This window comes from Chryseobacterium joostei (assembly GCF_003815775.1).
GTDB classification, from domain to species: Bacteria; Bacteroidota; Bacteroidia; order Flavobacteriales; family Weeksellaceae; genus Chryseobacterium; species Chryseobacterium joostei.
This window is the reverse complement of the sequence record NZ_CP033926.1, coordinates 3,125,747-3,147,523: the sequence shown is the minus strand read 5'-3', so window position 1 is coordinate 3,147,523 and position 21,777 is coordinate 3,125,747. Positions and strand designations below refer to the sequence as shown.

Genomic DNA, 21,777 nt, shown 5'->3' with positions numbered 1-21,777 from the left:
ATGTATAAACAACTTTTCACTCTTTCCTTTCTAATTTTTCTAGCCTCTTAAAAATATCTGTGAAAATATTTTTTTCAGAGATTGAAACCTGTCCTACAATTTTATAAAGGTTCTGTTTATCTGTACGGGAGGCATATTGTAAATTACCATCAGTATAAACCAATAGATTATAGGTTGGATCAATTTTAAGATCAGCCTTATTCAGAAATAAGATATCTCCGTAATTGTATTGAGGAAGCAATGGGTTTTCTGTTGTAAATTCATAGATCAGATCTACGGATGCTAATATTTTTTGCAGAACACTGTGGTTTTTGGAATTATTATCCTGTAATGATGACTCCTCATTCCTTTCATTAATAGTAGTTTCTGGAAAAAGACTTAGTTGATCCATGCCTGAAACATTGAGTAATTGATCTGTTTCCAGAGTTTCAGTCAATAGCTTATCAAGATCAAGACTAAAGTGGCTGGCTACCTTTAATATCGTTTCAATCTTTGGCTCTGCACGTTCCTCTTCATATGAGCTTATCACTCCTCTGTTTAAGTCAAGTAAATCAGCAAAAGCTTTTTGGCTCAGTCCTTTAACTTGTCTTATTTTCTTAATGTTAGTTCCAAAGAAACTCATTTTTTGTCTAATAATTTTTGCAAATATAAAAAATCATATAGGAATGCTTAAAATATTTGCATTCCGACAATTGATTGATAATTATAAATGGTTCTATATCTATCTGTATCCATAATATTCTATTCTTCTGTATCTGTATCCAAGCTTTAATACTCCATAATTTTGTTTGAGTAAAGCAGAATACTATGGAAACCAATATTCAACATCCGGAATCACTTCAATATGCTGAGGTCTATATTTCAGACATGTTGGCGCTTAAAGATATATTTTTACAAAGCCTAGATAGTCAGAAAGTAAGCCCTGATTTTGGGATTCCTTTTCTTTTAGCTAAAAAAGAAAATAAGATTACTTCATTTGCCAGCCTTATCATAGATGAGGAAGGTAAAATAGACTTTAAGATCTATGATAAAAAAGAGATAAAAGAATCAGAAAAGAAAAGTTTTATAGCGCGAGTAGAGAACTATTTTAGAAAAAATAATACCCCTAATTTTAGAGATCCCAGACAACTAAAAAGCAGTATTAATGGAATGATAAACTGGCTTAATCCTTAGAAAAACAGGGATAAAATTGTACATTTACTTAAAACTGTGATTCATGCCCAAAGATGTCCTTTACCTTAAAATAGCCAATTCTGTCACCGAACAGATCAAAAGTGAGACGTTGCAGTTTGGAGACAGGCTGCCTTCCTTAAGGAGTGCTCAAAAGTTGTATAATGTTAGTTTAAATACTGTAAAACAAGCATATATGGAGCTTGAAAGTCGTTCTCTGGTAGAATCACGCCCAAAATACGGATATTTTGTAAGCCAAACCTCACAACGTAAGTTAGCATTGCCCTCTGTGGCTAAAATGAAAATTTCTGAGGGAAAGAATACTCCTGAAGATCTTATCGGGAAAGTATTCGGAACCATTGGAGGAACAGATGTGACGCAATTTGCATTGGGGATTCCGGGGAAAAGTCTTCTTCCTGTAGCCAAGATGAAGAAATGCATGATTGATGTAATAAAGAGGAAAAGTGACAGTGGAACGAATTATGAACCCGTACAAGGGAATGAACAGCTTCGCAGGGAAATAGCCAAATGGTCCATTGTGATGGAGGGGAAAATTACAGAAAAGGATCTGGTCATCACCTCGGGAGCTATGAACGGGGTGTATAACTGTCTGATGGCCGTTACACAACCCGGAGACTCCGTAGCGGTGGAAAGTCCGGTTTATTTCGGGATTCTTCAGGCTATTCAGCTGTTGGGATTGAAAGCGGTGGAGATTCCAACCCATCCAATTACGGGAGTTGACCTGGATGAATTGAAAAAGGTTCTTCCAAAGCTATCTGCCTGTTGCTTTGTGGTTAATTACAATAATCCACTGGGTTTTCAAATGCCTGACGAGAACAAGAAAGAATTAGTAAGAATGCTCACCGAACATAATGTTCCCTTGGTAGAAGATGATGTGTATGGAAACATCTATTTCGGAGCCGGAAGACCAAAGCCGTGTAAATTTTATGATGAAGCAGGTATTGTGATGTGGGTAGGGTCAGTTTCTAAGACGTTGGCTCCAGGATATAGGGTTGGATGGGTTGCTCCCGGAAAGTTTAAGGAAAAGATTATCCGTCAGAAATTGGTTCAAACCGTTTCCAGCCCGTCTCTGTTTTCGGATGTAATAGCTGATTTTCTTGAACATGGGCGGTATGATCATCACTTAAGGATGTTCAGGAAAAAGCTTTATGCGAACTATCTTCAGATTCAAAAGTCGGTTACCCAGTATTTTCCTGACAATACTAAGATTTCAGAACCAAAAGGAGGGTTTATGTTGTGGCTGGAGCTAGATAAAAGAATCTGTACAGAAGATCTTTACGATGAAGCAGTTAGCCAAAAGGTAAATTTTGCTCCCGGAAGAATGTTTTCACAGTATAATCAGTACCAAAACTGTATGCGTCTGAATTATGCTCTGGAATGGACGGACCGTGTAGAAAGTGATCTTGAGAAATTGGGTAAAATGATAAAAAACAGAATTTAATAAACCAATAGAGATGAATGATATTAATAATGAAGTAAAAATTATAGCTTACGAACCCCAATATAAGGGAGCTTTTAAGGCTTTAAATGAAGAATGGATCAAAACATTCTTTGTGATGGAGGCGAGCGATTATAAGCTTCTGGATAATCCTGAAGAACAAATTTTAAATAAAGGAGGACATATTGGGTTTGCATTGCTCAATGGTGAAGCGGTGGGAACATGTGCTCTGGTAAAGGCCAAAGATGAGCCCCTTACTTTTGAGCTTTCAAAAATGGCGGTAAGCCCTAAAGCACAAGGGAAGAAAATCGGATATCTATTAGGTAATGCCTTAGTAGAGAAAGCAAAAGAGCTAAAAGCAGAGAAAGTATTTTTGGAAACTAATTCTGTCTTAGTTCCTGCCATAAAACTCTATGAAAAACTAGGCTTCAGACATATGCCGATCACTAATCCCGGATATGATAGGGTAGATGTACAAATGGAGCTAGATCTTAAAGCTTAGTTGAAATAAAAAATATTAGAACTCGGATAGTAATATCCTTGTTCTAATATCAAAAATTAATCTAATTGCTTTACTATTTTACTTCTTTACAAAAGTCTTTGTCTGGGAATTCTTAGTCCCGCTGAGCCTAATAAAGTATACTCCTGCCGGAATATTTTCAATATTTATTTTCTCATCAAAAAGACCATTGGAAGATTTTAAATTTCTTGAAGAAATAAGAGACCCTTTCGTATCAATAATTTCTGCTTTCACTTCTTTATCTAAAGACTTATAAAGAATACCAATTTGGGTAGAAGCAGGGTTGGGATAAACCTTAAAATCATCAACTGTTTTTTGGGCTTCTTTGGTGGCTAAACTTCCGTTGGAACATTCAGGAATCCTGTTTACTCCATCTATTCCCCATGAAGAGGAAACCGGAATGCAAAGCCAGTTCAAGACCGTTGGAAAATGATCTGTTTCTCTGGTTGTTGAGGTATAGTCATAGATTTTAAAATTGCCTGTAGTATTATCATTATAAGCAGGAGATCCTGTTATGGTCATATTATTTGCATTGGAGCTAGAGTCTGTCAGAGTATTTCCGGATGTTTCATTGCATTTCCAATTGGAAAGAAGCTGAGCGTAATAAGGATGTGAGGATGTAATCTCCTGATTTGCCCAATTAACGATTACATTCCCTGGAAGAGCAGATTTCCAGATTCTGATGTCTTTGTAGGAAGCAGCAAGGTTTATTCCATAGGTATTGGTTCCGTCTTGGTTTAATGTTAAAGGAAGTCCGGAATCAATATTTCCGATGGTATTCATTTTAGCAAAAGTTACAGGAACACCATCTTCATATAAAGTTACCAGCCCATCTCTGTCAAAGCTGGCCGCAATATGCTTCCATTTGTTCGTTTCCACTTTTCCGCCTACCAGATCAATTCTGTTAGTTCCGTCTCCTATATTCATTTTAAAGTTTTGTCCGGTATATCCTGAGAAGATAATTCCTTTGTTTTTTCCATTTGCCCAATTTTTATTACCTATCATTACCGGATCACCCGTGTAGGCTGCGTTAGGTTTTACCCAAAATTCAATCGTAAAGTCCTGATTGGATCCGAAATTAAAAGGGGCCTGATTGTTTGGTTTCGCATAAGTTCCTGCCGGAAAATTAAGCTGGTTAAAGGTTTTATTGGATTCAATAATCGTTTTGCTGATCTGCTGAGGAGTAAATCCGGGATTGGAATAAACGGTAAAAATATTTCGCTCAGAAAGGTTTCCGCCACCGTGAGAACTTTCTATGGCACCGTGATCTGTAGTTAAAACAACGAGCCAGTCCTCGTTACTTTAAGTAGCTCTGTTTTTCATAGCATTCACGATCTCGCCAATATAAGAATCCGTGGTTTGAATAGAAGAAACATATTGAGGAACAGAAGAAGAAAAGCCATAGGAGTGCCCCGCATGATCTACATCATCAAAATCCACAAAAAGAATATCAGGATTATCATTCTGTAAAGCGCTTACCGCGGCATTTTTTACTGCAAGATCTGTTGCCAGATTAGTCTTTACATCAGCACTTTTTACAATCTTATCATTAATGGGTGCCCAGTTTGCCAAAGAAATTGTTCTAAGATTAGGATTGTAAGCTTCCGCTCTTGTCATAAAATCCGGATAATTGATGTAATTAGGATTAGTAAAACTATTATCCTGAACATTGTGCTTGGTATGCCATACACCCGTAAGCATCGTACTCCAGCCGTTTCCGCTCCATGTGGTAGAGGCACAAAGCCCGTCAAGAGAATAAATAGATTGATTGATGAGGTTTTGGATGTTGGGAGTAGGGGTAGACATCATAACGTCTGCGCGGCATCCATCAATACCAATAAAAAGGACTTTCTTGGTTTGCGCTCCAAGGAAGCAGCTCATTACAACAGCCATTGAGAATAGTTTTGTTTTCATGGGGTAAAAAGGTTTTAAAACATAAAAGTTTACAAATAGTAATTTATTTTTAACTATTGTAAAATTAATTTACTATTTGTAAACATGTGTGAACTGAAAATTAATTAATTGATAATTAAAAAGTTCCTGTTTCTCTGAAGATTATACCGGTAAGCATGAGCTAAAAACACCAATGGCACAAATACAGATCTGTGCCATTAGTAGTTGAAAAAGAAATTTTAAAGAATATTTTCAGCCTCAGAAATGGTTTTCAAAATATAGTCAGGCTCAGCCTTTTCCAATTCTGTTCTGCTCTGTGCTCCAGAAAGCACTGCAATGGTAAGCCCACAGCCTGCATTTTTACCTTCTTCAACATCAATGACAGAATCTCCGGCCTTTAAAACTTTATCAGCTTCAGTAATATTGAATTTTTTCATGGCAAGATGAATCATTTCTGGGCTTGGGCGGCTTTCCAAAACATCATCTGCAGTAATAAGTGCATCAAAATGGATATTTTCCATCCAGTTTAATTTGTTTAAAAGCTGATGGGCAATCTCAGAAGTATACCCCGTATTTAACACTATTTTTTTATTCTTAGCTTTCATTTTAAGAAGAAAATCCTCTGTCCCGTTGATCGGTTTTACCTCAAGATTTCTATAAGACTCCTTGAGCTGAGATGAAAAATTCTCAAAAATAGCTGGAGCATCTTCTTCATTACCGTTAATTTCCCTTAGCAGGCTTGTGATGGCTTCCAGTTTCTCCATACCGGCACAGGTAGATAATACTTTATCCAAACTTACCTCATAACCATAGTCATTTACAGCATTTGTCAATGTTTTGTATACTACATTGTCCTCGTCAATTGTTGTTCCGGCCATATCCAGAACCAGTAATTCTATATTTTTCATTTAAATTTATGCGTAGATTTTTTCAATATTAAACTTGGAGAAGCCTCCGCTTCCCGTCATTCCTTTTCCTCCTATACCCGTTACGATGTGAACATTAGGAGATGGGCTGTGCTCAAAGATATCTTTCGTTTTGCACTGAGAATACACCCCAAACCATCTTCTCTGAATTTCATATGTTGGAAGATCAATGATTTTCCTGGCTTCATGGATCATAAACTCATCAATTTCCATATTAAGATCATAGCCAAGGTCATCTGCATTTTTGGCATCTGCGTATTCATGAGAATCCCCAAGAATGATAGATCCGTCCAATGCCTGCTTGAATAAAATATGAACACCATACCTTTTTTCAAACGAATTAGGATTTTCCAAAGATTTGATCTTTTGGAAAGATGGACATTCCCCAAATGCTTCATACCTTCTGATGGAAAGACCTGTAAGAATATTTCCCTGGAGAGAATAAATCCCCTGTGGTTTTGTCTGAAGCATTTGAAGCTTACTTACTTCCAGATCACTTTCATTGAATACATTAGGATATAATGTTTTAAATTCATGACCGCCGCAGATAATGATTTTTGAAGCGGTGAATTCAGTTCCATCCGTTGCTGTGGCTATACACTTTTGGTTATCTTCATGAGTTTCAGAAATGGTAGTATTATAGAAGATCTGTAGTCCCATTTTTTCCTGTAAAAGCTTGTGAAGCTTTACAATCATATCAGCAGAATCTACAGAAAGCTCCTGTGGAAAGAAAAGACCTCCTTTGCAATAGTCTGAACGAAGGCCGTCAAATTTCTTGATGCAGTCATTTTTGGATAATAAAACAGATTCATAGTCATTGTTTCTGTTGATTTCATACAGCTCTTCAATCAACTGAAGCTCTTCATCATTGGAAGCAATGTATATGGAACCGTTTTTTCTGATGGTAAGATCTGCCTGGGTATGAAGTTCATTATATATTTCAAGACTTTCTCTTCCAAAGTTTTGCCATTTAAGATCCATCCCAGAAGGTACTACCTGTCCGAAGTTTCTTACCGTTGCACCTTGAGGTACAGCATTTCTTTCAAGGATGGCTACTTTAAGATTTTTCTTCAGGGCATGATAAGCATGGAATGTTCCAAGAATTCCGCCTCCCACAACGAGTAAATCAAATTTTGTTGTCATTGTACTATAGTTTATAAGATTTTCGAAGTATCGAAATTGATGAATTGATTAGAGTTTGATTTCGGTTTTGACTTTTTTCTGAAAGAAAGAAATGCAATGACCGAAAGGATTAAAACAGTGAATGTTATGATATAATTTAAGGTAATATAAAAGCTAAGCCATGAAGTCTGGGCAGAACCAAAATTCTTGTACAACAGAATCAAAACACTTCCAAGATATCCAAAGGAATCTACAATATAGATCAGGAATCCTACATTACCCTTAATATCAAAGGCGGCAATCATCCTGTCAAAATAAATTCCGTTAAAAGGAATATAACAGATATACATCCCAAAGCCTGAAATAGTCATCCACAGAAAAGGAGATAATAAGTTTTGCTGAAACAGATAGGTTGAAAGTCCTACGGTAAGAATTCCCGCAAAAAGAATGTAGTGATAATAGGCAAATGCCCTTTTATTGTTTTTAACCCTTACCATGAAGCTTAGGATTAATAATACCATTGCTGCAATTGGAATTTCCGTTAAGGTGAAGATAGAACTGTCAAAAGTGAAATGCAACCCATCCCAGATCTCACGGTTGAAGTTATCTCTGAAATCTCTTAAAATCGTTAAGCAGATATAAAGAAAAATAACACATACGATTGGAATGAAAAACTGATAAATAAGCGCCTTTCTGCCTTTTCCGTTAAGGGGTTCCCTTTTACTTTTAAGCAAAATATCTTCTTCTGTGGGCTGAGGGATTTTTTCCAAAAGCATTCCGAAAATAAGTAATGGAACAATAAAGATCAGCCCGGCAGAAAAAGGCATCCAGAATTCCGAAATAGAAAATGTATCCATCAAAAACTTTCCTACAGACTTTGTAAATCCTGAAGAAATTACAAAACTTGAGCATAAAAACAATCCGATAATTTCAGTTGTTTTACGCCCCTCAATGTATGAAAAAACAATTCCCCAGATCATTCCCAACGGAATACCATTAATGAACATAAAGAGAATATTATAAGGAGCGGGAACTACTGCAAATCCTAGCAGGGCAAGCTCAGCCACAGCAATGAATATAAATAAATATCGAATCCTTTTTTGTGGCTTTAATTCTGAAATGAATTTGATCCCAATGAATTTCGAAATAAAATAGCCCACTGCCTGAGCAATAATAATTAATATTTTATAATCGACCCCAAAATAAGAAAGACTTTCAAAGGAGGCTACAGTAAAGGGCTTTCGAAATCCATACATGCAGAAGTAAACACCGAAAGCAGCAAAGGCAGCTTTCAGCGTTACTATTGTTTTTTTATTGATGGTTTTGGCCATTGTTGTGGTTTAGAAGTTCAGTTTTATTCCAAGATTAAATCTTACTCCATAATATTCCACCTGCTCAGGGCGGTCTTCGTTTTTACCGAAGTGATAGATCAAGGGTTTGTTCAGAATATTGTTGACATCTGCATATAGCGTCAGGAACTTGGTAAACTGATAAGATCCTCCAAAGTCCAGATTGCTGTATTTCCCGTAGTAAGAATCATTCAGGTCTTCCTCAGCATATTCCACTGCATACTTTCCTTTATAGTTGTAAGCAAGTCTTGCATTGAATCCCTTTTTCTCAAAGAATAGCTGTACGTTATACAATTCCTTGGCTTGGTAAGGAAGTTTTACTTTTCTTCCGCTTGGTTTTTCCATTTCTGAAGTCATAAAGGTGGCATTCACCTGTGCCCCGAAATATTGAAGGAAACCTGGCAAAAAGTCAAATCTTTTATTGATGCCTAGCTCAACTCCTCCCAACCATGCTGCTTTTCCGTTATTGGGAGCCGAAAACTGTACTCCGTTCATCCCATTATAGCTTCCGGTAAATGAATCCTGAAAGATGGGGTCTGTAATGGATTTATAGAAAACTCCACCACTCAGAATACCCACATTTGAGAAATAGTATTCTCCCATCAGGTCAAAATTTAAAGAATAAGTAGGATTAAGATCCGGATTTCCACCTTTGAATTCATTGTCTGCTTCAATATAAGTTCCTCCAGGGGTCAGATCTCCGAAATTAGGTCTTGAAAACGTTCTCGTAGCGGCAAATCGGAGGTTGGCTTTATCATTTAAGGTATATTTTAAATGAAGCATTGGTAAAACAGCAAGATAATTTTTAGTGTGCTCCACAGGCGTAAGAACATCATCAATTACATTATATCCTTTTACTTTTGTGTTGGTATTGGATAATCTGACACCACCTAAAAGAGTAATCTTATCATTCAGTTTATAGGTTGCCATTCCGTATGCATCGGCATGTTTTTCAAAAACATCAAAGTTTCTTCCTAACGCCTTATTGTATTCTAATGCTTCAGAATCAGCAGTGTTGATCTTTAGATTTCCCTGATTCTGGTACCAAAACTGATTCATTCCGGAAGTAGATAGTACCGGCCCAAAAGAGTTCCCGATATGGGCGTTCATTTCGCTTAAATATTTTGGCCCGTTTGCTTGTGTAGTAATATATTGTCCATAATCGGATAAAAGAGGAGCTGTTCCATTGCTCCAGTTGTAGAAAATATCAGAGAACCTTGCATTACGTTCCTTATCCCTATACTTTAACCCATATTTTAAGGTAAGTTTGTCGGAAGTATTGATTTCATGATTAAAAGCAGCAACGATTTTGTCCTTTTCTTCTACAAAAACCTTATAGAATTCAAGATCTGTAAATCTCATTTTAGTAGCATCCATTTTGAAATTAGGATCGCTGTAGAACCCAAATAAGGCATCCGGGTTTTTATAATCTAATTTTCCGCCATCTGCTTTCCAGTAGGCTCTTGGCCCATTTCCGTGATCGGAAATATAATCAGGGTTTATTCCTACTCCTGACTGAGTATATTTGATTACATAATAAGAGTTATTCTGCTTATCAGGAATGTTTCCATACTTGAATCGATTGTCATAATAAGAAAGATCCCAGTCAATTTTTCCCTTACTTAAACTATGAATACCACCCAATGAAACTGAAGTAAGTTCTGTGATCAGTAAGTTGTGAATATTTTGAAGCTCTACTCTCGCCGTATTATTGGCAGAACTGAATTTATCGAATCTGATTCTGTGCTTATAATGGGTTTCATCATCAGAAAGGGTTCCATACATTCCTTTTAGATAGAAAGTGTTTTTCGGAGAAAGGACATACTCAAAAGCAGCATTGATTCCTGTTGTCTTTCTAACGCCGTTATAATCACGAAGCTCTAACCTGAAAACGCCCTCGTCACCACTTCTTCTTGCTTCGAAGTTATCAGTAGACCAGTTTCTGATGAAATGAGCAAAATTAAAAAGATACCCGAATTTTTTATCCTTTGTTCTTCCGCCATATAACAAGCCAAGATTATAAACTCCTTTATCTGCTTTGGCGTTGTAACCACTTCCTAATGTGGCTTTAAACTCAGTTTTCATGGGTGGTGTCTTGATAATAAAGTTAACACCGCCACCAATTCCATCAGCTTCCATATCAGGCGTAAAAGATTTGTTTACATGCACATAAGAAATCAGCTCTGTAGGGAAAAAATCAAAAGCTGTAGCCCTGGATGTTGTTTCCTCTTCAGCAGTTGGCAGCCTGTTTCCGTTAATTGTAGTGGAGGCCCAGAAAGGAGGAAGCCCTCTTAAGGAAACAAACCTTCCCTCGCCCTGATCTCTTTCAATGGATACGCCCTGTACACGTTGTACGGTCTCTGCTGCATTTCTGTCCGGAAGTTTCCCGATACCATCTGATGCGATGACGTTGGTGATGTTAATGGCATTCTTCTGTAGATTTAAAGCTCTAGCTTCTGTGTTTTTTAGGGTTCCGGTTACTACAACTTCATCAAGATTTTTTCTTGGTTGTGATAATCTTATGGTTCCCAGATCTATAGTGGCTCCGGATTTTAAGTCAATATCAACATCTGAAGATTCGTAACCAATGTAGCTGATCTGTAGACTGTATTGGCCGTCTTTAATGTCATTGATTGTAAATTTTCCATCAATGTCTGTGGTGATGCTCTTCGATAAACCTTTTATTTTAACGGTTGCACCGGGAAGCGGTTGGCTGTCATCAAGAACAGTTCCTATAATTAACTGCTTTTGTGCTGAAACAAAAATGATAAAACAGACAAAAACAAGGGTAAGTAATTTCTCTAAATTTGTTTTCATTTTTACATATATTAAATTTTTTATGCAAAACAAGCTAATAATTTTAATATATATAAATATTTCGTGTTAAGTATTGTTTAATAAATTATGGGGATTTGTTACTCATTTCTTACTCTGAAAATGATTCGAAAAGTAGAAAAAGGAAGTTACGTGTTATCAAAAAATCCTTTATTTAAAGGGATTATAAAGTAATTTTGATAGAATGTTATTATGTGGATTTTTTCTGTAAAAAGAACTTTTGTCATTAACATAGCGTTAATTTTAAGCATAACGGGAAATTCAAAAGTTTACTATTTGTAAACTTTTTAGAAAATAAAGGATAAAAATAAATGGGCTGTCTATAGAATTTATGCAGTGTAAAAATAAAGAACAAGCATTACACAGCTTTCATTACTGATGCTTACAGGAACGTGTGGAAATTTACCATTGAAATAAAGAGAATCTCCCTCTTTTAAGATAATTTCTTCGTTATCAATGATGTATTTTACCTCTCCTTTCAGGATATATTTAAACTCCCAGGCATCAGTAATCACCTTTTCTCTTTTAGAGTTGGGTTCAAGAGTAAGCAATACGGCTTCAAATCCTAAAGAGTGAAGACTTTTACTGAAGATATGCATATACTTGAATCCTTCGGCTTCCACTTCTTTTTCTATAAGCTGCTGGTTTTCCTTGGGAACATAAATGAATTTTGCATTGGACTTTTTCTCAACGCCTTCAAAGAAGTAGCTTGCATCAATTTCCAGAGACTGAATAAGATCAAGTAAAACAGGAAGAGAGGGAATGGTTCTGCCGTTTTCGATACGGGAAACAAGCCCGTTACTTACATTGGCTTTGAAAGCCAGTTCATTAATGGTTAAATTATTCTTTTTTCTAATATCCTTTAATCTCTTACCGATACCTATTAAAAAGTCATTCATGCTGTATTCAATTTAACCTAAATTATTTTCGTCATTATATGAAAGGCAAAGGTAATACTATTCTATATAGGTTGTATGGTGTGCAGTATCAATTCATTTAAAATTATTGTTGAGGTTTAAGATTAAAATGCAAAGAGGTAAAATCGCAGATTTGAATAATAGCCTTTTCGCTTTCCCAATAAAATTTCCTTATTTTTGTAAAACTCCTTATTTCATTTCATGAAAAAAATTATTCTTATCGAAGACGAAACCAGCGTAGTTTCTTTTATTAAAAAAGGACTGCAGGAAAACGGATATGAAATTTCTGTTGCTTTTGATGGGCGTACCGGTGTACAATTGGTACAAGCGAACGATTTCGATTTGGTAATTTTAGATATTATGCTACCGGAAATGAATGGGCTGGATGTTTGTAAGGAAATCAGAAAAACCAATCAGAGTGTTCCCATTTTATTTTTAACAGCCCTGGGAACTTCAGAAAATATTGTTCTTGGATTGGAGAGTGGTGGTGATGATTATCTGGTAAAGCCATTTAAGTTTATTGAATTAGTAGCCCGCGTAAAGTCTCTTTTGAGAAGAAGCCACAATAATGGGCCACAGGAAATAGCTGAACCGGAGCCGGATAACGAACACGTATTTCAGTTTTCTGATCTTACTGTAAATGATTATACCAAAAAAGTTACCCGTGGTGGAGAGGAAATTACCCTTACCTCTACTGAATATAAACTTTTGCTCTATTTCCTTAATAACCCCGAAAAGGTGATTTCCAGAGCTGAAATTCTGGATGCAGTATGGGGCGTAAACTACGAATTGGGAACCAATGTGGTAGATGTTTATGTGAACTATTTAAGGAAAAAATTAGATAGTCAGGATGATAATAAATTGATCCATACGGTAATAGGAATGGGTTATGTATTGAAAAAAGCGTAATGAATGTTTAACAAAGTGATTACAAATCAGACCAAAACGATGGTGCTTTTAATGTTGGTTTTTACCGCCATTATTTTACTGTTCAGTGGTTTGGTTTACTTTTCAATTGTTAATTTTTCACATCAGAGGTTTTATGAGCTGCTAAAGATCCGTACAACTACCATTGTTCAGATTGAAAAAAGTAAGGATCATCTTGATCTTCCCGAAAATTATATTCTCAACAGCCTGAATGACGAGGAGCTTCCTATGGAAAAAGACTATGTCTTTGCGGTTCCTGCAGACTCCAATTTCAGAAAAATCTCCCAGGAGGTTCATATTCCGGATTATTTTTTCAAAAATATTGTCAGAAAAGGAGAGGACAATTATAACGACAAAGAATTCTACTATATTGGTCAGAGCTTTAAGTATGATGATAAAGATTATATTGCTATTGCTTCTGCCAAGAACCATTACGTAATCTATTATCTTGGATTCTTGAAAAGAACACTGCTTACATGTATTGTGCTTTCGCTGTTCTTCAGTATGATATTTTCTTTTTATCTCTCGAAGACCCTCTTTAGGCCTATTTTAAAGATTACAGGAAAGGTAAAGGAAATAAGTTCAGAAAATCTTCACCTTCGATTAGAAGCACAGCCTGATAATAAGGAGCTGAACGAGCTTGTAGATACCTTTAATGGTATGCTGAACAGGATTGAAACCTCTTTTGAAACCCAAAATCACCTGATTGGAAACGTCTCTCATGAGCTGAGAACACCTTTAACTTCCATTATGGGTGAAGCAGACGTGGCACTTTCAATCAGCAGAACACCTGAAGAATATAAGGAAACTTTGGAAATCATTCTGGATGAAGCCGAAAAGCTTGATAAAAAAATCAAAGCCTTACTAATGATTGCCCAAACCGGTTTTGATGGCAAGATCCAAAAAATGGATAAGGTAAGAATAGATCAGCTGCTTTGGGATGTTATTGAAACCCTGAGAAAAATTGACTCCAGGAACAATATCTATCTGGATATCAGTATGCTTCCCGATAATCCTAAAAAACTGAAAGTACAAGGAAACGAACAGCTTCTACACCTTGCTGTTGCCAATATTATCAGTAATGGTTGTAAGTATTCCAATTTCCAGCAGGTAAAAGTTTCTCTCGGAGCTACAGATACGGATGTCTATATTATTGTAAAGGACAATGGTATCGGAATTCCTCAGGAGGAAATGAACAAAATTTACGACCCTTTCTTCAGAGCATCCAATACCAACAACTACGAGGGCTATGGAATCGGGCTTCCATTGGCAAGAAACATTGTACGAATGCATCACGGAGAATTGATCGTAAGTTCACATGAAAACCAAGGAACAACGGTGCAAATGCGCTTTCCAAACTTCTACAGTACACAGAGGGAGAATACCTAATGTGAGGATGAGAGTTTGCAATTTCTTCCCTCTACAATCTTACCTATATTAATTTCCATTAACAATTTTCTAATCTCATTTTAATCTCTTTAATGACATTTTAATTCCGTTCCAAAGAACTTCTAATTTGGCCACTTTAGTTTTGTATCATCAAAAAAGATCAACACAAAACAAAATAATAAGAACATGGCTAAAACAATTTTAATTGCAACAGATTACTCTCTTGAGTCATTAAACATATTAAAAAAAGTACTAAAGGAAAAAGATGCATCCGGGGATCAGAATCAATATAATATTCTTTTGACCTCAGGATATGATTCGGGAGATTCTATCAGAGACCTTTTGTTCAATACGAAAACCACAATCTTCAATAAGATAAGACCTGCAGAGTTCTGTGATGCCTTTGGGATCATAAAGAATAAATATCCGCATCTGGTTAATAAAATCATCTGCGATATTTTCACAGGAAGCTTCCAGAGAACATTTAACCAGTATGTGAAAGCTGAAAATATTGAGGAAGCATACTATTCTTCATCCATCAAAAGCAAGGGCAAAGGTAAGTTTGATATTATCCCTTATATCAAAAAGTGCAAAGATCTGAAATCCCATGAAATAGCAGTTGGGGCTAGAGAAAGACTTCCGGAAAGAGGAAGACTGGCTGAGATCTTTGTAGAGGTTTAAAAGTACAAAACAATTTAAAAAAAGTAAAACAATGTTAAGAAATTATAGTAACAGCAGGACACTGGGAGACAATATCAGGTTGGGGACGCTGACTGCATTTACGGCAGGTACTATAAATATAGCATCCCTACTCATATTTCTTTCTTTTACGTCCAATGTAACAGGACACTACGCCATTTTAGCAGCAGAAATAAGTAAAGGCAACTGGACACAGGTGGCAGTAGTTGGAGGATGGATTTTCTTATTCTTCTTCGGAAGTTTCCTGTCCAACTTTATAGTCATCAACTTTAATAAGAAAAGTAAATACTTTGCCCACTCCATGCCGATTGTACTGGAAATAATATGTCTACTCTTTGTGGGAGTATACGGACAGTTTTATTACCAGAAAACATTGGAAGAAACAGAATATCTTGTGGCTCTGATGCTTTTTGCAACAGGATTACAGAATGGCTTAACGGCCAGTATCTCGAACTTCTCGGTTAAAACAACCCACCTTACCGGAACAACAACCGACCTGGGAATTCTCGTCTCTATGTTTACTCAAAAGAAATACAGACGAAACGGAGAACTGATCGGAAGAGCTAAACTATTATTGAGTATCATGCTTGCCTATGTTTTAGGTGCTGTTTTCTCAGGATTAACATATTACTATCTGGAATTCAGAGTATTCTATGTAATAAGTGTATGTCTTCTGATCGTTATCGGATATGATGCCTATAAAATTCATGTACGACACTTTAACACAAAGTACAGATACAACAGGATTTACAGAAAGCCTAATCTTTTAGCTTTTCTGTATGAAAAAATCCATGGAATCCCTAAAAGAAAGGAAAAGAGGAAACTCGCTTTCGAAGACTAAATATCGGGTGAAATATTTTTCACTATTATTTTTTGTATAAACTAGCTGTGAATCAATCCTCTATTGGTATAAAACAATAGGGGGTTGTTCTATTTGAAAAACAACGGTGATGAATGGTTTGGAACGGGATTTGTAAAAAGGAGTATTGTTGAAATGTTGATAATTAAATATTAATTCACGGTTTTAATGTTTTAATTCCCGTTTTCATTGACTATTTTTGTAAGTTGATTTACGTTTTTATGTCAGATATTATTCAGCTTTTACCGGATCATGTAGCGAACCAAATTGCAGCGGGAGAGGTGGTGCAGAGACCTGCATCCATCGTGAAAGAACTTTTGGAAAATGCTATAGATGCAGATGCAACGAAAATTGAATTGATCATCAGAGATTCCGGGAAAAACCTCATACAGGTGGTGGACGACGGAAAAGGGATGTCCGAAACAGATGCCAGACTGGCATTTGAAAGGCATGCTACGTCCAAGATCAGAGGAACAGAAGATATCTTTAAGATTGCAACCAAGGGGTTTCGTGGAGAAGCTTTGGCTTCCATTGCTGCGGTTTCACAGGTTGAGCTGAGAACAAAGCAGAAAGACTCCTCTATTGGAACCAACATTTACATTGAAGGGGGTGTTTTCCAGTTTCAGGACCCGGTTCAGACAGCAGAAGGATCAAACTTTCTGGTAAAGAATCTCTTCTATAATGTTCCTGCAAGAAGAAAATTCCTTAAAAATAATAATATTGAATTCAGACACGTAATTGATGAATTTCAACGTGTTGCATTGGCGCATGAGGGGCTTGAATTCTCTCTGTTTCATGATGATGAACCTGTTTTCAGGCTAAGAAAAGGAAGTCAGATGCAACGTATTGTGGATGTTTTTGGAAGAAAACTACAACCACTTTTGATTCCTATAAAAGAAGATATTATCTGGTGTAAGCTTCACGGATTTGTTGCTAAACCTGAAGGATCGAAGAAAGCCAGAGGAGAACAGTTCCTTTTTGTAAACGGAAGGTATTTCAGGAGCCCATATTTCAACAAAGCAGTTCAGGAAGCATTTGAGGGACTACTTTTACCGGGATATGTTCCGTCATTTTTCCTTTTTCTGGAGCTTGATCCGGAAAAAATTGATGTGAATATTCATCCACAGAAAACAGAAGTAAAATTTGAAGATGAGCACCTTATTTTCGCTTTACTTAGATCTACAATCAAAAGATCTTTAGGGATTTATAATGTTTCTCCAAGCCTTGATTTCGATAGAGATCCAGAGTTGGATGAAATGATGAATAAGCCGATTCCCAGCAAAGGAAATGGTGGTGGAAGTGGTGTTATAAAAATGCCTGAGATCATTGTAGACAAAGACTATAACCCGTTTTTGGAAGAAAGAAATGTGCGTCCGGAAGAAATTCAAAACCTTACGGAAATGTATCATCAGAATATTACTGCCGAACCTTCAAAAATCAATTTGTTTGAAGATGAGGATTTTGACGAAGACCTGATGAGGCTTCCCAACGGATATTGGCTTTTCAATAAAGGCGACATGACTCTCATGCTGGATCTTGGAAGAATGCATAGGTTATTGGTTTCTGAAAACAATAAATCAACCAGAAAATCAAATACAAATAGCCATGCACTCTTGTTTTCCTTGGAGTATCATATGAATGAGATAGAGAAAAATAAATATCAATCTATCAAAAAATATCTTCCAGAGCTTGGGTTTGAGATGAAAATTGCTCATGAAAGTGTGCTGAGGATAGATTCTCTTCCTGAAGGATTAAAAGAAACGCAGGCAATGAAGTTTCTTGAGAACCTTTTTGAAATCCTGGAATATAAAACAGAAGAAGAATTTATGGATTATTACCATAATCAATGGAGTAAAATGCAGTCGAAGTCAAGATTTGACTTTATTTATAAAAAAGATGCGGAACAAGTTATCAAGGATTTTACAGCATTAGGTTTCCCGGAGTTTTTACCAGATGGGAAAAGATGTTTCTACGAGGTTCCGTTTAATGATTTTAAAAATAAATTTTAAAAAACATGTTTAACAATATACCACCAATTACAAGAAATATTATCATTATCAATGTTATAGTATTTATTGTTACCTCTTTAATGGAAAATCAGATTATCGGTTATCTTGCCGGTTTTTATCCTTTTTCTCCCTATTTTCATTCTTGGCAGATCATTACCCATATGTTCATGCATGGTAGTATTATGCATATTTTATTTAATATGCTGACATTATATAGTTTTGGGCCGATTTTGGAGCAAACACTGGGTGACAGAAAGTATTTGATCATGTATTTTTTAAGTGGATTAGGGGCTTTTTTCCTTTTTAATCTTTGGAACTTTGTTGAAGTTCAACAGATTTCCAATGGGTTGCAGGAACTCGGCTTCAATATTGGAGCTTATCTTTCCGGTGCGAGTGTAGAATTTAGCGGAAATGCGGCTTCAATCCTTAAGCAGAAAGAATTATTAGAAAGCTTAAAAGACATTGTGGCAACACCTATGGTTGGTGCTTCCGGAGCAATCTTTGGAGTAGTGGCTGCTTTTGCAACATTATACCCTGACTCCAAAATTATGATGATGTTTATTCCGATTCCCATAAAGGTAAAATACCTGATGCCTATTGTAATTATTGTTTCAGTATACCTTGGAATTTCCGGTAATGGAGGGGGAATTGCTCATCTGGCTCACGTTGGTGGAGCTTTGGTAGGCTGGATTTTAGCAAGAATTTGGAAGAAACATTTATATAGATTCAATTAATTCATTTTTGTGAAGATTTTCAGACTTATACTTTTGATCCTGCATCTGGGAATCCTTTTTCTGTTGTTGGGAACCTTATTGAATGCTTATATTCCGCCTAAGATATTTCCGTGGTTTAATTTGCTTTCACTGGGCTTTCCAATTCTGATCATTTCCTATATTATACTAACGATTTTCTGGGTTTTCAGTTGGAAAAAAAGAGCTTTCGTATTTATGTTTGCCGGACTGGCTTTTATAAACCCGGTAAAACGATGGGTTAATTATTCTTCAGATAAAAAAGAAGACGGAGATATAAAAATGGTTTCTTTTAATGTTAAAGGAGGAACCCTCGGGAAAGAATCAATACAAAATTATTTAGCAGCTCAAAATGCAGATGTTATTTTTCTGCAGGAAGACGCAGGAATGGAATATCCATTGTTAAAAGGTTATCATAGAACCACTACAAATGGATTTTTAACGATTCTGACAAAACATAAGCTTTTAAATAATAAATTGATCTACTCAGCAGATGAAAGCATTGATTTACCTAGTGGAATACAGGCAGATATTGAAATAAAAGGTAAAACGTATAGATTTATTGATGTATATCTTCATCCATTTAAGTTCGAAAAAGATATGGTTAAGCTTAATGGGTCCTCAGATGCTAATGAGCAAAAAGTAAAGGATGTTGTAAAAAGGCTTATTCCAACCTTTAAAAAGCATCAGGATCAGGTAGGATTAATCAGGGAATCTATTGATAATTCTCCATATCCGGTTATTGTAGCAGGAGATTTCAATTCCGTTCCCAATTCTTATGAGTATTATCATTTATCAGAGGGGCTTGAAGATGCATTTTTAACTGCAGGAAGAGGAAGCGCAACCAGCTTTCACGATTATAAGTTTCCGATAAGGATAGACTATGTTTTTTCTTCAAAATCATTAAAGGCTGTTTCCTATGTCGTTGACCGTTCTGTCAGTCTTTCAGATCATTATCCGGTAATTTCAAAGATTTCAATAAACGACAAATAATCATAAAAATAGTTAATGTTTGACTGCTTGGTAGGGTTTTTGCTTAAAAAAATCCGTACCAAGACCGTTTTTTCATGAAGTCGAATCAGATATTACTATTTATACATATTGCCGTTGCCGTTTTGCTCTTATGCACTCTGGGAAATGCATGGGTTCCACCTAACCTTTTGGGGAATCTTAATCTTCTTTCTCTTGGTTTTCCTTATCTGATACTGGCGCATTTACTTCTTACCCTAATCTGGGCTTTTAAAAAACAAAGAATTGCAATCGCCTTTGCCTTAGGTACCTTGGTTTTTTACAATCCAATAAGACGATGGATTAATTTTTCTCCCAAAACAGAAAATGTAAAGACAATACGAGATATCAAGGTTTTAACCTTTAATGTGAAATATGGGGACTATGGATGGGATAAGGTTAAAAATTATATTAAAGAACAGGATCCGGACATTATTCTGGTTCAGGAAAAGGATACTAACCGTGCCTTAAGACAGGATCTCGTAAAATACCCATCGGTAATTCTTAAAACAAAACATAAAATTTTAAGACAGGCTGAAATCATTGAAGATAATTCTAGAGGAAACTCTTTCTATGCAGATGTGGATATTAACGGAAAGATTATAAGAATTGTGAATGTTTATCTGGAACCGTTCCGACTTCACAAAACGATGTTTACAAAATTGGAGAGTTTGGGAATAGGAAATGTTTCAACTCTTCTTTCCCGTATGATTCCTACGTTTCAGGCTCACGAAGATCAGATCAAAAAGATCAGAAAGGTTATTGATTTTTCTCCTTATCCTGTAATTTTAGCAGGAGATTTTAACTCTGTTCCCAATTCCTACGAATATTATAGCCTTGGGAAAGATCTTCAGGACGCCTTTTTAACGGCCGGAAAGGGTAGTGCGAGTAGCTTTCATGATTATAAAGTTCCTTTAAGGATTGATTATATCTTCAGCTCAAAATCTATCATTCCCCTGAGTTATAAAGTAGATCAATCTGTGAAATTGTCGGATCATTATCCTGTAATTGCAGAATTTCTGCTAAATTAGTTCCATGAAAAATTTACTGCCTGCAATTTTTATTTTTACCATTCTTATCACAGCGTGTTCAAAGAAAGAGACGCCTGATATTAATGCTGAACAGGAAATTAAAATGCGTTATGATACCACAGCAGTTGATTCCTTTTCAACAGGCGCTGTTTCAGTGGATATTGCCCGTAAGATCAAAATGTCTTCGCCACAATATCTAGACTCTGTAAAACAGGTTAAAAAGGCTCAGGAAGAAGAAAAAAAGCTTAAGACTGAACTTGAAAAGGAGAATAAACAGAAAGCAGAGGAAGAAAAGAAAAAAACAGATGCGGAAAAGAAGAAGAAAACTTCAGAAACCGCTCCGGTAAATGAAACCAAAACAGAATAAAAAACATTCCTAAAATATACAATATGAAAAAACAAATTCTAGCAGCAGTAGTGATTTCTATATTCACTGTTGCTTGTACAAAATCAACAACAAAAACAGAACAGGTAGAAAGTGCTGACGGATCAGTTACTACCACAACCACGACGGTTTCAGAAACATCTCCTCACATCGTTGACTCAGCAAAAGTAAATGAAGCTAAGAAAAATGTAGATGAGAAGTTAGATCAGGCTGGAAATAAGATTGACAATGCGGCCCAGAAAGCTAAAGATAAAATTGATGCCACTGCAGATAAAACCAAACAGGATCTTAACAAAGCGGGGCAGGACATTAAAACTGAAGCCAACAAGGTAGGGAAAGATATTAAAAGCGGAGCTCAGGAAGCTGGGAAAGACGCAAAAGACGCCGCAAGAAAAGGAGCTGCAAAAGTAGAAGATGCAGCTAAAAAATTAAAAGAAGACTTAAGCAAATAAGAGAAACCCGCAGTTAAATTTTAACTGCGGGTTTTATTTTTAGCGTACTCTATCAATAAAAATGGAAGTAAACGCTTT

Annotated in this window: 21 protein-coding genes; 13 read left to right on the top strand and 8 right to left on the bottom strand. The window is 36.1% G+C overall.

Features of this window, described 5'->3' with window-relative positions:
• Nucleotides 1-16 precede the first annotated feature (16 nt).
• Nucleotides 17-622, bottom strand: coding sequence for a helix-turn-helix domain-containing protein (locus EG359_RS14260; RefSeq protein ID WP_076352832.1), 606 nt, complete (start codon nt 620-622; stop codon nt 17-19).
• Between the two features lie 185 nt (nt 623-807).
• Between EG359_RS14260 and EG359_RS14255 the strand changes: the two genes are divergently transcribed.
• Genes EG359_RS14255 through EG359_RS14245 form a run of 3 tightly spaced genes read left to right on the top strand, consistent with a single transcriptional unit; the run spans nt 808 to nt 3,131 of the window.
• On the top strand, nt 808-1,173 hold the full coding sequence (locus tag EG359_RS14255) for a hypothetical protein (RefSeq protein ID WP_076352831.1): 366 nt from the start codon (nt 808-810) through the stop codon (nt 1,171-1,173).
• A gap of 43 nt (nt 1,174-1,216) precedes the next feature.
• Nucleotides 1,217-2,632, top strand: a complete 1,416-nt coding sequence (locus EG359_RS14250) for an aminotransferase-like domain-containing protein (RefSeq protein ID WP_076352830.1) — start codon at nt 1,217-1,219, stop codon at nt 2,630-2,632.
• Between the two features lie 13 nt (nt 2,633-2,645).
• Nucleotides 2,646-3,131 carry a GNAT family N-acetyltransferase gene (locus EG359_RS14245; RefSeq protein ID WP_076352829.1) on the top strand — a complete coding sequence of 162 codons (486 nt, stop codon included), beginning with the start codon at nt 2,646-2,648 and terminating at the stop codon, nt 3,129-3,131.
• Between the two features lie 78 nt (nt 3,132-3,209).
• On the opposite strand, the gene EG359_RS22775 is transcribed toward EG359_RS14245, so the two are convergent.
• From EG359_RS22775 to EG359_RS14215, 7 genes are all read right to left on the bottom strand, one after another.
• The gene (locus EG359_RS22775; RefSeq protein WP_262707019.1) at nt 3,210-4,202 is read right to left on the bottom strand and encodes a DUF4983 domain-containing protein; all 993 of its coding nucleotides are present in this window, start codon (nt 4,200-4,202) and stop codon (nt 3,210-3,212) included.
• A gap of 249 nt (nt 4,203-4,451) precedes the next feature.
• Complete coding sequence (locus EG359_RS22770) at nt 4,452-5,063, bottom strand: alkaline phosphatase family protein (protein ID WP_228434969.1); 612 nt, start codon at nt 5,061-5,063, stop codon at nt 4,452-4,454.
• 218 nt (nt 5,064-5,281) lie between these two features.
• Entirely contained in the window at nt 5,282-5,950 is a 669-nt protein-coding gene (locus EG359_RS14235) for an HAD-IA family hydrolase (RefSeq protein ID WP_076352828.1), read from the bottom strand.
• A 6-nt stretch (nt 5,951-5,956) separates the two neighbouring features.
• A complete protein-coding gene (locus EG359_RS14230) occupies nt 5,957-7,111 on the bottom strand; it encodes a TIGR03364 family FAD-dependent oxidoreductase (protein ID WP_076352827.1) in 1,155 nt (384 codons plus the stop codon).
• Nucleotides 7,112-7,122: 11 nt separating this feature from the next.
• Complete coding sequence (locus tag EG359_RS14225) at nt 7,123-8,421, bottom strand: DUF5690 family protein (protein ID WP_076352826.1); 1,299 nt, start codon at nt 8,419-8,421, stop codon at nt 7,123-7,125.
• Nucleotides 8,422-8,430: 9 nt separating this feature from the next.
• Nucleotides 8,431-11,256 carry a TonB-dependent receptor gene (locus EG359_RS14220; protein ID WP_076352825.1) on the bottom strand — a complete coding sequence of 942 codons (2,826 nt, stop codon included), beginning with the start codon at nt 11,254-11,256 and terminating at the stop codon, nt 8,431-8,433.
• Between the two features lie 347 nt (nt 11,257-11,603).
• The gene (locus tag EG359_RS14215; protein WP_084180350.1) at nt 11,604-12,173 is read right to left on the bottom strand and encodes a helix-turn-helix domain-containing protein; all 570 of its coding nucleotides are present in this window, start codon (nt 12,171-12,173) and stop codon (nt 11,604-11,606) included.
• Nucleotides 12,174-12,392: 219 nt separating this feature from the next.
• On the opposite strand from EG359_RS14215, the gene EG359_RS14210 reads away from it, so the two are divergent.
• The 10 genes from EG359_RS14210 (at nt 12,393) to EG359_RS14165 (ending at nt 21,699) form a co-directional block, all read left to right on the top strand.
• The gene (locus EG359_RS14210) at nt 12,393-13,100 is read left to right on the top strand and encodes a response regulator transcription factor (protein WP_076352823.1); all 708 of its coding nucleotides are present in this window, start codon (nt 12,393-12,395) and stop codon (nt 13,098-13,100) included.
• A 3-nt stretch (nt 13,101-13,103) separates the two neighbouring features.
• The gene (locus EG359_RS14205) at nt 13,104-14,507 is read left to right on the top strand and encodes a sensor histidine kinase (protein WP_076352822.1); all 1,404 of its coding nucleotides are present in this window, start codon (nt 13,104-13,106) and stop codon (nt 14,505-14,507) included.
• 186 nt (nt 14,508-14,693) lie between these two features.
• Entirely contained in the window at nt 14,694-15,188 is a 495-nt protein-coding gene (locus EG359_RS14200; RefSeq protein ID WP_076352821.1) for a hypothetical protein, read from the top strand.
• A 31-nt stretch (nt 15,189-15,219) separates the two neighbouring features.
• Nucleotides 15,220-16,047 (top strand): YoaK family protein, encoded by an 828-nt coding sequence (locus EG359_RS14195; RefSeq protein ID WP_076352820.1) that lies wholly within the window; start codon nt 15,220-15,222, stop codon nt 16,045-16,047.
• Nucleotides 16,048-16,286: 239 nt separating this feature from the next.
• Nucleotides 16,287-18,074: a DNA mismatch repair endonuclease MutL gene (gene mutL / locus EG359_RS14190; protein WP_076352819.1), complete on the top strand. Its 1,788-nt coding sequence runs from the start codon at nt 16,287-16,289 to the stop codon at nt 18,072-18,074.
• Nucleotides 18,075-18,079: 5 nt separating this feature from the next.
• Complete coding sequence (locus EG359_RS14185) at nt 18,080-18,808, top strand: rhomboid family intramembrane serine protease (RefSeq protein WP_076352818.1); 729 nt, start codon at nt 18,080-18,082, stop codon at nt 18,806-18,808.
• Nucleotides 18,809-18,817: 9 nt separating this feature from the next.
• Nucleotides 18,818-19,816: an endonuclease/exonuclease/phosphatase family protein gene (locus EG359_RS14180; protein ID WP_076352817.1), complete on the top strand. Its 999-nt coding sequence runs from the start codon at nt 18,818-18,820 to the stop codon at nt 19,814-19,816.
• 74 nt (nt 19,817-19,890) lie between these two features.
• Nucleotides 19,891-20,862, top strand: a complete 972-nt coding sequence (locus EG359_RS14175) for an endonuclease/exonuclease/phosphatase family protein (RefSeq protein WP_076352816.1) — start codon at nt 19,891-19,893, stop codon at nt 20,860-20,862.
• A 4-nt stretch (nt 20,863-20,866) separates the two neighbouring features.
• Nucleotides 20,867-21,229, top strand: a complete 363-nt coding sequence (locus EG359_RS14170; protein ID WP_076352815.1) for a hypothetical protein — start codon at nt 20,867-20,869, stop codon at nt 21,227-21,229.
• 23 nt (nt 21,230-21,252) lie between these two features.
• Nucleotides 21,253-21,699 carry a hypothetical protein gene (locus EG359_RS14165; protein ID WP_076352814.1) on the top strand — a complete coding sequence of 149 codons (447 nt, stop codon included), beginning with the start codon at nt 21,253-21,255 and terminating at the stop codon, nt 21,697-21,699.
• Nucleotides 21,700-21,777: the final 78 nt, after the last annotated feature.